At 68.1% G+C, this 12,633-nt stretch carries 14 protein-coding genes; 12 read left to right on the forward strand and 2 right to left on the reverse strand.

The features are described from left to right. The first annotated feature begins 26 nt into the window (after window positions 1–26). The 5 genes from trpE to D0B54_RS05970 all read left to right on the forward strand — a co-directional run bounded on the left by trpE (window position 27) and on the right by D0B54_RS05970 (window position 5,570). The gene (gene trpE / locus D0B54_RS05950; RefSeq protein ID WP_117290125.1) at window positions 27–1,463 is read left to right on the forward strand and encodes an anthranilate synthase component I; all 1,437 of its coding nucleotides are present in this window, start codon (window positions 27–29) and stop codon (window positions 1,461–1,463) included. Continuing rightward, window positions 1,460–2,044 carry an anthranilate synthase component II gene (locus D0B54_RS05955; protein WP_117290127.1) on the forward strand — a complete coding sequence of 195 codons (585 nt, stop codon included), beginning with the start codon at window positions 1,460–1,462 and terminating at the stop codon, window positions 2,042–2,044. Before trpE ends, D0B54_RS05955 begins: the two co-directional genes overlap by 4 nt. After that, window positions 2,041–3,075 carry an anthranilate phosphoribosyltransferase gene (trpD, locus tag D0B54_RS05960; protein ID WP_117290129.1) on the forward strand — a complete coding sequence of 345 codons (1,035 nt, stop codon included), beginning with the start codon at window positions 2,041–2,043 and terminating at the stop codon, window positions 3,073–3,075. Before D0B54_RS05955 ends, trpD begins: the two co-directional genes overlap by 4 nt. Continuing rightward, window positions 3,075–3,872, forward strand: a complete 798-nt coding sequence (gene trpC / locus D0B54_RS05965; protein WP_117290131.1) for an indole-3-glycerol phosphate synthase TrpC — start codon at window positions 3,075–3,077, stop codon at window positions 3,870–3,872. Before trpD ends, trpC begins: the two co-directional genes overlap by 1 nt. Before the next feature lie 123 nt (window positions 3,873–3,995). Beyond that, window positions 3,996–5,570 (forward strand): hypothetical protein, encoded by a 1,575-nt coding sequence (locus tag D0B54_RS05970; protein WP_117290133.1) that lies wholly within the window; start codon window positions 3,996–3,998, stop codon window positions 5,568–5,570. Here the strand turns inward: D0B54_RS05970 and crp are convergent. Beyond that, on the reverse strand, window positions 5,567–6,196 hold the full coding sequence (crp, locus tag D0B54_RS05975) for a cAMP-activated global transcriptional regulator CRP (protein ID WP_117290135.1): 630 nt from the start codon (window positions 6,194–6,196) through the stop codon (window positions 5,567–5,569). The genes D0B54_RS05970 and crp overlap by 4 nt on opposite strands. 88 nt (window positions 6,197–6,284) lie before the next feature. Between crp and D0B54_RS05980 the strand changes: the two genes are divergently transcribed. Beyond that, complete coding sequence (locus D0B54_RS05980; RefSeq protein WP_117290137.1) at window positions 6,285–6,707, forward strand: OsmC family protein; 423 nt, start codon at window positions 6,285–6,287, stop codon at window positions 6,705–6,707. Window positions 6,708–6,821: 114 nt separating this feature from the next. After that, window positions 6,822–7,652 (forward strand): adenosylmethionine decarboxylase, encoded by an 831-nt coding sequence (speD, locus tag D0B54_RS05985; protein WP_117290139.1) that lies wholly within the window; start codon window positions 6,822–6,824, stop codon window positions 7,650–7,652. Between the two features lie 163 nt (window positions 7,653–7,815). On the opposite strand, the gene coq7 is transcribed toward speD, so the two are convergent. Continuing rightward, a complete protein-coding gene (coq7, locus tag D0B54_RS05990) occupies window positions 7,816–8,451 on the reverse strand; it encodes a 2-polyprenyl-3-methyl-6-methoxy-1,4-benzoquinone monooxygenase (RefSeq protein ID WP_117290141.1) in 636 nt (211 codons plus the stop codon). 68 nt (window positions 8,452–8,519) lie between these two features. Between coq7 and holA the strand changes: the two genes are divergently transcribed. Genes holA through rlmH form a run of 5 tightly spaced genes read left to right on the forward strand, consistent with a single transcriptional unit; the run spans window position 8,520 to window position 12,566 of the window. Beyond that, window positions 8,520–9,572 carry a DNA polymerase III subunit delta gene (holA, locus tag D0B54_RS05995; RefSeq protein WP_240433559.1) on the forward strand — a complete coding sequence of 351 codons (1,053 nt, stop codon included), beginning with the start codon at window positions 8,520–8,522 and terminating at the stop codon, window positions 9,570–9,572. Continuing rightward, window positions 9,569–10,864 carry a glutamate-5-semialdehyde dehydrogenase gene (locus tag D0B54_RS06000; protein ID WP_117290143.1) on the forward strand — a complete coding sequence of 432 codons (1,296 nt, stop codon included), beginning with the start codon at window positions 9,569–9,571 and terminating at the stop codon, window positions 10,862–10,864. Before holA ends, D0B54_RS06000 begins: the two co-directional genes overlap by 4 nt. Before the next feature lie 30 nt (window positions 10,865–10,894). Further along, window positions 10,895–11,542, forward strand: a complete 648-nt coding sequence (gene nadD, locus D0B54_RS06005; protein ID WP_240433617.1) for a nicotinate-nucleotide adenylyltransferase — start codon at window positions 10,895–10,897, stop codon at window positions 11,540–11,542. Further along, entirely contained in the window at window positions 11,526–12,077 is a 552-nt protein-coding gene (gene rsfS, locus D0B54_RS25150) for a ribosome silencing factor (RefSeq protein ID WP_205527286.1), read from the forward strand. Before nadD ends, rsfS begins: the two co-directional genes overlap by 17 nt. A gap of 18 nt (window positions 12,078–12,095) precedes the next feature. Continuing rightward, entirely contained in the window at window positions 12,096–12,566 is a 471-nt protein-coding gene (gene rlmH, locus D0B54_RS06015) for a 23S rRNA (pseudouridine(1915)-N(3))-methyltransferase RlmH (RefSeq protein WP_117290149.1), read from the forward strand. The last annotated feature ends 67 nt before the right edge of the window (window positions 12,567–12,633 follow it).

Below are 12,633 nucleotides of genomic sequence, written 5' to 3' on the forward strand. Positions count from 1 at the left end.
CGGCGGGCGCGTTCAAAGGAAGTCTGATGTCTCCAACCTACAACCGCATCGCGCTGACGCGCGAACTGCCGGGCGATCTCGACACCGCCGTCGGGGTCTATCTCAAGCTTGCCCACAAGCCCTATTCCTACCTGCTGGAATCCGTCCATGGCGGCGACCAGTGGGGCCGCTACAGCTTCATCGGCCTGCCCTGCCGCGAGGTGCTGAAGGTGCGCGGCCACCACGTGCTGGTGGAGCGCGACGGCCGCATGATCGAGGAGGCCGAGGTGGCCGACCCGATCGACTTCGTGCGCCAGTACCAGCGCCGCGTGCGCCTGCAGCCGCGCGAGCTGCCGCTGCGCTTCAGCGGCGGCCTGGTGGGCTACTTCGGCTACGACTGCGTGCGCTACTTCGAGCCGCGCCTGGACCGGCCCAAGCCGGATCCGCTGGGTACGCCGGACATCCTGCTGATGCTGTCGGACGAGGTCATCGTGTTCGACAACCTGCGCGCGACCATGACCCTGGTGGTGCACGCCGACCCGGCCTCGAAGGAAGACCTGGAGCGCGGCGAGCGCCGCCTGGACGAGATCGCCGCCAAGCTGTCCGAGCCCCTGGCCCTGCCGCGCGCGCCGTACCACAGCAGTCCCGCCAAGCCGCTGGCCTTCACCTCGGGCTTCAGCGAGGAGCGCTTCTGCGCCGCGGTGGAGCGGGTCAAGGACTACATCGCCGCCGGTGACTGCATGCAGGTGGTGCCTTCGCAGCGCCTGTCGGCACCGTTCAAGGCCGACCCGGCGCGTCTCTACCGCGCCATCCGCCGCCTCAATCCCTCGCCCTACATGTACTGCATGGACCTGGGTGATCACCATGTCGTCGGTTCCAGCCCGGAGATCCTGGTGCGGGTGCAGGACGGCACCGCGACCGTGCGTCCCATCGCCGGCACGCGCAAGCGCGGCGCCACGCCGGAGGAGGACCACGCCCTGGAGCAGGAGCTGCTGGCCGATCCCAAGGAGATCGCCGAGCACCTGATGCTGATCGACCTGGGCCGCAACGACGTCGGCCGCGTGTCCCAGACCGGCAGCGTCAAGCTGACCGACAAGATGGTGATCGAGCGCTACAGCCACGTGATGCACATCGTCAGCAACGTCACCGGCCAGCTCAAGCCCGGCGTCGATGCGCTCGACGCGCTGGCCGCGACCTTTCCGGCCGGCACCCTGTCGGGTGCGCCCAAGGTGCGGGCGATGGAGATCATCCAGGAGCTGGAGCCGGTCAAGCGCGGCATCTACGGCGGCGCCGTGGGCTATCTCGGCTGGGACGGCAACATGGATACGGCGATCGCGATCCGAACCGCGGTGATCAAGGACGGCCAGGTCCACGTACAGGCCGGCGCCGGTGTCGTTGCCGACTCGGTGCCTGCGTCCGAGTGGACCGAAACCATGACCAAGGCCCGGGCGATGATGAATGCCGCGGCGGAGGCCTCGTCATGATCGTCATGATCGACAACTACGACAGCTTCACCTACAACCTCGTGCAGTACTTCGGGGAGCTGGGTGCGGACGTCGTCGTGCATCGCAACGACCAGATCACGGTGGACGAGGTGGCGGCGCTCAAGCCCAGCCATATCATCCTCTCGCCCGGCCCCTGCACGCCGAACGAGGCGGGCATCTGCCTGGAGCTGATCGACCGTCTCAAGGGGCAGTTCCCGATCCTGGGCGTGTGCCTGGGCCACCAGTCCATCGGCCAGGCCTTCGGCGGCGTGGTGAAGCGTGCCCGCGAGGTCATGCACGGCAAGGTCAGCCCGATCCATCATGCCGATACCGGCATGTTCCACGGCCTGCCTTCGCCCTACACGGCCACCCGTTACCACTCGCTGATCGTCGAGGAATCGACGCTGCCGAAGGAACTGGAAGTGACGGCCTGGACGCAGAAGGCCGATGGCAGCCGCGACGAGATCATGGGCCTGCGCCACCGGACGCTGCCGATCGAGGGTGTGCAGTTCCACCCGGAGTCGATCCTGACCGAGCACGGCCACCAGCTGCTGAAGAATTTCCTGGAGGCTCACAAGTGAGCATCACCCCGCAGGAGGCGCTGCAGCGCCTGATCGAGCATCGCGAGATATTCCCGGACGAGATGGTCGACCTGATGCGTCAGGTCATGCGCGGCGAGGTGTCGCCGGTCATGACCGCGGCCATCCTCACCGGCCTGCGCGTGAAGAAGGAAACCGTCGGCGAGATCGCCGCCGCCGCGCAGGTGATGCGCGAGTTCGCGCTCAAGGTCGAGGTGGCGCCGCATCCGCATTTCGTCGACATCGTCGGCACCGGCGGCGACGGCGCGCATACCTTCAACATTTCCACCGCCTCGATCTTCGTGGCGGCGGCGGCCGGCGCGCGCGTGGCCAAGCACGGCAACCGCAGCGTCTCCTCCAAGTCCGGCTCCGCCGACGTGCTGGAGGCCCTGGGCGCGGTGATCGAGCTGCAGCCGGCGCAGGTCGCCGCGTGCATCGAGCGCTGCGGCATCGGCTTCATGTTCGCGCCGATCCACCACCCGGCGATGAAGGCGGTGGGTCCGGTGCGCAAGGAAATGGGCGTGCGCACGGTGTTCAACATCCTCGGCCCGCTGACCAACCCGGCCGGCGCGCCGAACATGCTGATGGGCGTGTTCCACCCCGATCTCGTCGGCATCCAGGTGCGGGCGCTGCAGAAGCTCGGCGTGCAGCGTGCCCTGGTGGTCTGGGGCAAGGACAACCTCGACGAAATCACCCTGGGCGCCGGCACCCTGGTGGGCGAGCTGATCGACGGCCAGGTGCGCGAGTACGAGATCCACCCGGAGGACTTCGGCCTGGCCATGGCCTCCACCCGCCAGCTGCGCGTCGCCGATGCGCAGGAGTCCAAGGCGCGGCTGCTGGAGGCGCTGGACAACCGGGATGGCGTCGCCCGCGACATCGTCGCGCTCAACGCCGGCGCCGCGCTCTACGCCGCCAACCTCGTCGGCAGCATCCACGACGGCATCGCCAAGGCGCGCCACGCGATCGCCAGCGGCGCGGCCCGCGCCCGGCTGGACGAGTTCGTGGCCACCACCCGCAGCATCGCAGGCAAGTAATGGCCGACATCCTCGAACGTATTCTCGAAGTCAAGAAAGACGAAATCCGCGATCTCAAGCGGCGCTACTCGCTGTCCGCGCTGGAAGACCTGGCGGGTGCCGCCGATCGCGTGCGCGGTTTTGGTGCATCCCTGCGCTCTGTTGTTGCATCCGGCCGCGCCGGTGTCATCGCCGAGATCAAGAAGGCCTCGCCCAGCAAGGGCGTGATCCGCGCCGACTTCAACCCGGCCTGGATCGCCGGCGAGTACGCCGCCCATGGCGCCGCCTGCCTGTCGGTGCTGACCGATGAGCGCTTCTTCCAGGGGCACAACGACTTTCTCGTCGCCGCCCGCAAGGCGGTGGCACTGCCGGCGATCCGCAAGGACTTCCTGGTCGATCCGCTGCAGGTCATCGAGGCCCGTGCGATCGGCGCCGACGCCATCCTGCTGATCGCCGCCTGCCTGTCGGTGACGCAGATGCGCGAGCTCTACAGCCTGGCGCAGTCGCTGGGCCTGGACGTCCTCGTGGAGATCCACGACGGCATGGAGCTGGACCAGGTGCTGTCGGCGCAGCTCGCCGGCCCGGTGCTGCTGGGCATCAACAACCGCAACCTGCGGACCTTCGAGACCCGCCTGGACACGACGCTGGACCTGTTGCCGCGCCTGCCCAAGGACTACGAGGTGGTCACCGAGAGCGGGATTGCGGCGCCGGATGACGTGAAGCGCATGCGCGACGCCGACGTGAACCGCTTCCTGATCGGCGAGTCGCTGATGCGCCAGCCGAGCCCGGGCAAGGCGCTGGCGGCGCTGCTGGCCTGAGGCAGGCCGGGCCTGTCAGGATAAGCTGACAGGCTGTTCAGGTTGACGGACCGGAGGCTTGTGGTCCAGCCTGCGGCGGAGTCGTGGACGGGACCCGTCCGCGCAGAGCCAGGGAGAGGCCAGATGCAACTCAGCCGCCGTTTCCGCCAGGGACTGCTCGCGCTTGCCGGCGCTGCCGCCCTTCTCGCCGCGATACCCGCATCGGCGCAGCTGGCGCCGCAACCCTCTTCGGATACCTTCGTCAGCGGAACTTTCACGCCGGCCTTCGGCGGCGCGCGGCCACCGCATGCCGCGCGCGTGGCAACCAATGCCGCCGGCCAGGTCGTGGTGGTCTACGGCGCCGTGACGGGATCCGGTTCGGCCGACAGTCGTCTCATGGCGCGCCTCTACGACGCCGGCGGCAACGCCGCCCTGGGTGCGCCGTTCACGGTCGCCAGCGGGGCCATCGGCAACGGCATTCGCAACCGTGCCGACGTCGCCATGGATACCGCCGGCAACTTCGTCGTGGTCTATACCCGCGACACCTTCACCACGGGGCCGTTCGTCGCCACCTCCTCGGTGGAGGCGCGGCGCTACGACGCCGCCGGCCTGCCGCTGGGCGCGCCCTTCACGGTGGCCGTCGCCTCGGTGCGATCGCTGACCTCGGAACCCGACCCGGCCGTGGCGATCGCCGCCGACGGCAGCGTCGCCGTGGCCTGGACCACCGAGATCGGTGTGGTGCAGCCGCCGCCCAGCACGGGGTCGAATCCGAACACTGCGGTGGCCCTGCGCGTGTACTCCCCGGCCCTGGTCGGTGGCCCGGAGCAACTCCTCTCCAACCCCGCCGACGCCGAGGAGCGCCAGGCCACAGAGGTCGCCGTCGCGGCCACGGGCAACGGTTTCGCGGTCGCCTGGACCGGCAGCAGCCAGAACTTCCAGGCGCCGGGCGAGTTGCGCCGGGCAGTGATCCGCGCCCGCCTGGCCGACGCCGCCGGCGCTCCTGCCGGGCCGGTGCGGGCGGCCAGTGCCACCCTGCTCAACGAGGGGCGCAAGACCTTCGGGCGCGGCTTTCCCGCGGTGGCCGGCGGCGCCGGCAACGAGTTCGCGGTCAGCTGGAACGAGGTGGCCAACACCACGCTGTTCAGCAGCACCACGCGCCGCAGCTCGATCCTGTTCAACGCCTACGACAACGCCGGTCTATCGAAGCAGGGCATCGTGCAGGCGGCGTCCACCCCGGCCGTGATCCAGCGCCAGTCGGCGCTGGCCTTCCGCGACGACGGCGGGCTGACGCTGGCCTGGGACTCGCTCTCGATATTGCCCGGGGTTTCCACGATCCTGCCCCTGGTCGTGGTGACGGACGTGGTCCACGCCGTGCTGATCGCCGTCTTCGGCGAGGGTGCCCTGGGCATTGTCCAGGTGATCGACCAGATCGTCTCGACGATCCTGCCCAATGGTTTTCCGCTGCCGCCGGTGATCGGCACCGGCTTCCCCACCGACATCTTCGCGCGGCAGTACGACGCCAGTGCGCAGCCACAGGGCCAGGCCGTCCGCGTGAACAACCGCACCAACAACGGGGTGGAGGCGGCACCGGACCTGGCGATCGCCGCCGGTGGCGGGCGCGCCGCAGTGGCCTGGGAGTTCGCCGTGCTGAGCGACCGCAACACCCCGCGCAGCTCGGCGCAGGACGGGATCTACCTGAAGGTCCTGCAAGAACCCTAGCTGCCCGGCCTCTTGATCCCCAGGATCAGGATGCTGCGGCCCTGGGAGGCGACCATGCCGTCTTCTTCCAGCTTCTTGAGCACGCGGCCGGCCATTTCGCGCGAGCAGCCGACGATGCGCGCCAGTTCCTGGCGGCTGACCTTGACCATCACGCCACGGGCATGCGGCAGCGCGTCGGGGTTCTTGCTCAGGTCCAGCAGGGCGTGGGCGAGGCGGCCGGCGACGTCGAGGAAGGCCAGGTCGCCGAGGCGGCGGCTGGTGTCGCGCAGGCGCTCGGACAGCTGGCCGGCGACCTCGAACATGATTTCCGGGTACTGGCGTACGAAGCCGCGGAAGGCGTGGTAGCCGATTTCCGCCACCAGGGTGGGGCTGCGGGTGCGCACGATGGCGGTGCGGGTCTGCTGCTCCGGGAACAGGCACATCTCGCCGAAGAAGTCGCCGGGGTTGAGGTAGGCCAGCACGATCTCCCGGCCGTCCGTGTCCTCCAGCATGATGCTGACCGAGCCTTCGAGGATGTAGTACAGGGACTGCGGTTCGTCCCCGGCGTGGATCAGCGTGTGCTTCGGCGGAAAACTCTTTTTATGCGCCTGCGCGACGAAGGCCTGTACGGCCGGCTTGTCCAGCATCGGAAAACTCCTTCCCCAAAAGTGCTTCAGTGCTTGATTTGGACGAAAATACCACAATGATCAACGACTCAACGAACCGGGAGCCAGGGTGAAAGCACGCATCAAGTGGGCCGAAAAGGCCACGTTCATCGCCGAAAGCGGCAGCGGACACGCGGTTGTCGTCGACGGTCCGCCCGATATCGGCGGCCGCAACCTGGGCCCCCGGCCCATGGAATTGCTGCTGATGGGGGTGGGCGCCTGCTCCACCGTGGATGTGATCTACATCCTGCAGAAAGCGCGCCAGACCGTGACCGACTGCTGGTGCGAGCTGGACAGCAAGCGCGCCGAGACCGACCCGAAGGTTTTTACGGACATTCACCTGCATTTCGTGGTGACGGGCCGGAATCTGGCCGAAAACCACGTCAAGAGGGCCGTGGAACTGTCCGCCGAGAAGTATTGCTCGGCCTCCATCATGCTCAAGAAGGGTGGGGTCAACGTCAGCTACGACTACGAGATCCGTGCGGCGGAATGAACGCCGGCAGGCCCCCTGTCGTCAAACTGACGCGGTTTCGGGGTAAAATTACCGATTGCTGCTCCCACGGTATGGGCCGTGGGGGTCCGTTTTTGTATTTCTGAGGACAGATCCTTGGCCAAGGCTAGAACCAAACCCACCAACAACCCGAAGCTGAAGCTGCTGGGTTTCAACAACCTGACCAAGTCGCTGTCGTTCAACATCTACGACATCTGTTATGCCCGTTCGCGCGAGCACCAGCAGGAATACATCGAGTACATCGACGAGGCCTATAACGCCGAGCGCCTCACCCATATCCTGACCGAGGTCGCCAACATCATCGGCGCCAACATCCTCAACGTCGCCCGCCAGGACTACGATCCGCAGGGTGCCTCGGTGACGATGCTGATCTCGGAAGGCCACCTCGACGGCCTGCCGACCCCCGGCAAGCCGGCCCCGGGCAAGGCCAAGGGCAAGAAGGATTCGGTGGTCGCGCACCTCGACAAGTCGCACATCACGGTCCACACCTACCCGGAAACCCACCCGGACAACGGCATCTCGACCTTCCGCGCCGACATCGACGTGTCCACCTGCGGCAAGATTTCGCCGCTGAAGGCCCTGAACTACCTGATCAAGTCCTTCGAGTCCGACATCGTGGTGATGGACTACCGCGTGCGCGGCTTCACCCGCAACGTGCGCGGCATGAAGCACTTCATCGACCACCAGGTGGACTCGATCCAGAACTTCATCGCGCCGGACCTGGGCGACAAGTACCAGATGGTCGACGTGAACGTGTACCAGGAATACATCTTCCACACCAAGATGCGCCTGAAGGAAATGGACCTGGAGAACTACCTCTTCGGCGAGGGCGTTTCCGAGCTGCCGCCGCGCGAAGCGCGCCGCATCCGCGATCGCGTCAACCACGAGATCATGGAAATCTTCTACGGCAAGAACATCCAGCGCTGAGGTCGGGCGCGGGACGTGGAAAAGGCGGCCTTCGGGCCGCCTTTTTCGTTGCTGGTCACGATGCTCGCTGTTGCTGTTGTAGGAGCGGCTGTTAGCCGCGAAGGAAGGTGATCATGATGAACTCCCTTCGCGGCTAACAGCCGCTCCTACATTCGTTGTGTTCTCAGAACCTGTAAGCGCCCTTCTTCATGAAGCCCGCCACCTTGCGCATCAGCTCGCGCACCGGGTAGGGCAGGGGGCGGGCGCCGGCTTCCTGCGCTTCGCTGGCGTGGCGGGCCTCGTCGTCGCGCATGGTCTTGAGGATCGCGCGGCTGCGCTGGTCGGCTTCCGGCAGTTCGCGCAGGTGCTCGTCGAGATGCTCGGAGACCTGCTTCTCGGTCTCCTCGACGAAGCCCAGGCTCCAGCGGTCGCCGGCCAGGCCGGCGGCGGCGCCGATGGCGAAGGAGCCGGCGTACCACAGCGGCTGCAGGCGGCTGGGGGAGGAGCCCAGCTCGCGCAGGCGCTCCTCGCACCACTGCAGGTGGTCCTGCTCCTCGTGGGCGGCGGCCAGCAGGTGGTCGCGGACCTTGCCGTCGCGGGCGACGAAGGCCTGGCCGTGGTACAGGGCCTGGGCGGCGATCTCGCCGGCATGGTTGACGCGCATCAGCCCGGCGGTGTGGCGGCGCTGCTCGTCCTGCAGTTCGGCCTCCGGCAGGCGGTCGGCGGGGTTGCTGCGCTGCGCCGTCTTCGGCGCCAGCAGGGCCAGGCCCTGGCCCAGGCGGCTCAGCAGGCGGTCGGCGGGGGTGTAGTCGCGGCTCATGAGTGAAGTTTAGAGCCTATCCGCCGACATTTTTCGTTCATGCCGCCGAACGGTGCCGGCCGGGTAGAATGGCCGACCCTCATTTCCCGGTTTTCGCCTTGCGCCTGACCCTCAACCAGCTGTCCACGCATCTCGCCCAGGGGCTCGCGCCGCTGTACGTCGTGGCGGGCGAGGAGCCGCTGCTGATGCAGGAGTCGCTGGACGCGATCCGCGCCGCGGCGCGCAAGGCCGGCTTTTCCGAGCGCGAGGTGCTGGACGTCGAGCGCGGGTTCAACTGGCAGCAGCTGGCCGATTCCTGCGCCAGCATGTCGCTGTTCGCCAGCCAGCGCATCGTCGAGCTGAACCTGCCCACCGGCGCCCCGGGCGTGGAAGGCAGCAAGCTGATGCAGCAGCTGATCCCGCAGCTGTCGCGCGACACCCTGTTCATCCTGCACAGCGGTCCGATCGAGTGGCGCTCGCGCCAGGGCGGCTGGTACCAGGCCCTGGAGAACGCCGGCGCGGCGCTGTACTTCGAGCCGATGAAGCCGGCCGAATTCCCCGGCTGGCTGGCCGGCCGTGCCAAGGCCGCGAAGCTGCAGCTCGACCCCGACGCCATGAAGCTGCTGGTGGAACGCACCGAGGGCAACCTGCTGGCGGCAGCGCAAGACATCGAAAAGCTCAAGCTGCTGTTCCCGGGCCAGGCCATCGGCCTGGAGCAGCTGGAGCAGGCGGTGGCGGACAGCGCGCGCTACGAGGCCTTCGACCTCAACGCCCGTGCCCTGGCCGGCGATGGCGCCGGCGCGGTGCGCAGTCTGGAGCGCCTGCGCGAGGAAGGCGTGGCGGCGCTGGAAATCCTCGGTGCCCTGGTCTGGAGCCTGCGCCAGCTGTCCAAGGCCTCGATGGCCTTTGCCCGCTCGCGTGATGCCAATGCCGCCTGCTACGACGCCGGTATCCAGAAGGCCCGCGCCGAGCCCTACATCAAGGCCCTGCCGCGCAGCCGGCCGGGCGAGATCATGGAGTGGCTGCGCCTCTGCGCGCGCATCGATCAGGGCGTGAAGACCGGGCAGGAAGCGGCGGCCTGGGAAGACTTGCTAACATTGGTGCTCAACATCAGTGGCACCCGGAAAACCGAAGCCGTATGAGTCCCTCAGCAAACACCAAGGCAAAAGCGGCCAAAGTCGACGATATTGCCGCCTACATGCGCGAAAAAGGCGCCAAAGCCCGCGCTGCCAGCCGTGCGCTGGCGCGTGCCGACACCGGCGCCAAGAACGCCTGCCTGTTCGCGCTGGCCGAAATCCTGCTGGCCGAGTCCAAGGCGATCCTCGAAGCCAACGCTGCCGACATGCGCGAGGGCCGCTCGCGCAAGCTCGACGACGCGCTGCTGGACCGCCTGGAACTGAACCCCGACCGCGTTGCCGCCATGGCCGACGGCGTGCGCCAGGTCGCCAACCTGCCGGACCCGGTGGGTGAGTTGAGCGATCTCAAGCAGCGTCCCTCCGGCATCCAGGTCGGCCGCATGCGCGCGCCGCTGGGCGTGGTCGGCATCATCTACGAGTCGCGTCCCAACGTGACCGCCGACGCCGCCGCCCTGTGCCTGAAGTCCGGCAATGCCGCGATCCTGCGCGGCGGCTCCGAGGCGCTGCAGTCCAACCTGGCGATCGCCCGCTGCATCGAGCGCGCGCTGGTCGAAACCGGCCTGCCGCGCGAGGCGGTGCAGGTACTCGACATCACCGACCGCCGCACCGTCACCGAGATGGTGGCGATGCCGGAGTTCATCGACGTCATCATCCCGCGCGGCGGCAAGGGCCTGGTCGCGGCCGTGGCCGAGGCCGCGCGCGTGCCGGTGATCAAGCACCTGGACGGCATCTGCCACGTCTACATCGACGCCGACGCCGACCTGGAGAAGGCGGTGGCGGTGGCGGTCAACGCCAAGACCCAGCGCTACGGCACCTGCAACACCATGGAGACCCTGCTGGTCGACGTGGCGATCGCCGAGCGCGTGCTGCCGACCCTGGGCGAGATCTACGCCGAGGCCGGCGTGGAGATCCGCGGCTGCGAGCGCACCCGCCGCATCCTCACCGACGCCCGCCCGGCGACCGAGGAAGACTGGCGCACGGAATACCTGGCGCCGATCCTGTCGGTGCGCGTGGTCGACAGTCTCGACCAGGCCATCGACCACATCGAGACCTACGGCTCGCACCACACCGACGCCATCGTCACCGAGAACTACAGCAAGGTGCGCCGCTTCCTGCGGGAAGTGGACTCCAGTTCCGTGATGGTCAATGCCTCGACCCGCTTCGCCGACGGCTACGAGTACGGCCTGGGCGCGGAGATCGGCATCAGCACCGACAAGTTCCACGCCCGCGGCCCGGTCGGCCTGGAGGGCCTGACCTCGCTGAAGTGGGTGGTGCTGGGTGACGGTAGTGTGCGCTGAAGGAATGAGCGTCTGAAAAGCCCCATCGGCATCTTCGGCGGCGCTTTCGCGCCCTTCCACCATGGCCACCTGCGCCTGGCGATCGAGGCGCGCGAGCGCCTGGGCCTGGAGCAGGTGCGCCTGGTGCCCACCGCCTTCCCGGCACATCGCCCGGCCTCGCGGGTGTCGCCGCAGCGGCGCCTGGAATGGCTGCGCCTGGGCCTGCGCCGCGAGCACGGACTGGTCGCCGACGACTGCGAAATCCGCCGCGGCGGTGCCTCCTACACCGTCGATACCCTGGCCGGGCTGCGCGCCGAAAACCCGGATACGCCGCTGGTGCTGCTGATGGGTGCCGATGCCTTTGCCCACCTGCATTGCTGGAACCGCTGGCCGCAGCTGCTGGAGCTGGCGCACCTGGTGGTGATCGCTCGCGCCGATGTGCCGCTGGAGCCGCCACCGGAAACGCTGTCGGTGCTGGCGGGCCGCGAGACCGACGATGCGGCCCTGCTGCACCAGTCCGTGGCCGGCCGCTGGTTGCGCCTGGACGTGCCGGTGCTGGATATTTCCTCCACGCGCATCCGGCGCCTGCTCAAGCTGGGGCAGTCGCTGCGGGGCCTGGTGCCCGATGCCATACTCAATTCGCTTACCGCCGCCGATACCGCGGCGCTGACACAGGATGACGATGCCAAAACCCACTAAGCTCGTGCAGATCGCCAAGAATGCCCTCGAGGATCTCAAGGGCTTCGACATCAAGGTTCTCGATGTCGCCCACCTCACCACGGTGACGGACTGGATGATCGTCTGCACCGGCACCTCCACCCGCCACGTCAAATCGCTGGCCGACAACGTCGCCGACGAGGCGCGTGCGTCCGGCCACCGCCCGCTGGGCCTGGAAGGCGCGGACGGCAGCGACTGGGTGCTGGTGGACCTGGGCAGCGTGGTGGTGCACGTGATGCAGGCGCAGGCGCGCATCCACTACCAGCTGGAAAAGCTCTGGGACATCGCTCCGCCGGAAGAGCCCGCGGAAGCCAAGCCGAAGAAGAAGGCCGCGGCCAAGCCCAAGACAGCAGCCAAGCCGGCGGCGAAGAAGCCCGCCGCGAAGAAGGCCCCGGCAAAGAAGGCCGCCGTGAAGAAGTCCGCCCCGGCGAAGAAGGCCGCAGCAAAGAAGCCGGCCGCGAAGAAGACCGGCGCGGTGGCGAAGAAAGCCCCGGCGCGCAAGCCCGCCAAGCGCTGATCCGCGGCGGCGCCGGCGGTGAAGATCCACCTGATCGCGGTCGGCACGCGCATGCCCGGCTGGGTGGAGACCGCCTACGAGGACTACGCCGGCCGCATGCCGCGCGAATGCCGCATCCAGCTGGTCGAGATTGCCGTGGCCGAGCGCGGCAAGAACGCCGACATCGCCCGCCTCAAGCAGGCCGAGGGCGAGAAGATCCTCAAGGCGATCCCGCGCGACTCGGCGGTGATCGCGCTGGACGAGAACGGCGAAGCCCTGTCGAGCAAGGAATGGTCGCGCGACATGAAGGCCTGGCTGGGCTCCGGCCGCGACACCTGCCTGCTGATCGGCGGCCCCGACGGCCACGCGCCGGAGGTGCTGCAGCGCGCCGACCGCCGCTGGTCGCTGTCGCGCCTGACGCTGCCGCACAGCATGGTGCGGGTGATGGTGGCCGAGCAGCTCTATCGGGCCTGGACCCTGCTCGGCAATCACCCGTATCACCGGGCCTGAGCGTTCCGTAGGGTGCGCATCGCGCACCATTGCTTCTGGCGAGGCTTGCTCCGCGTGCGCGGTGCGC

It is taken from the genome of Solimonas sp. K1W22B-7 (genome assembly GCF_003428335.1).
GTDB lineage: Bacteria > Pseudomonadota > Gammaproteobacteria > Nevskiales > Nevskiaceae > Solimonas_A.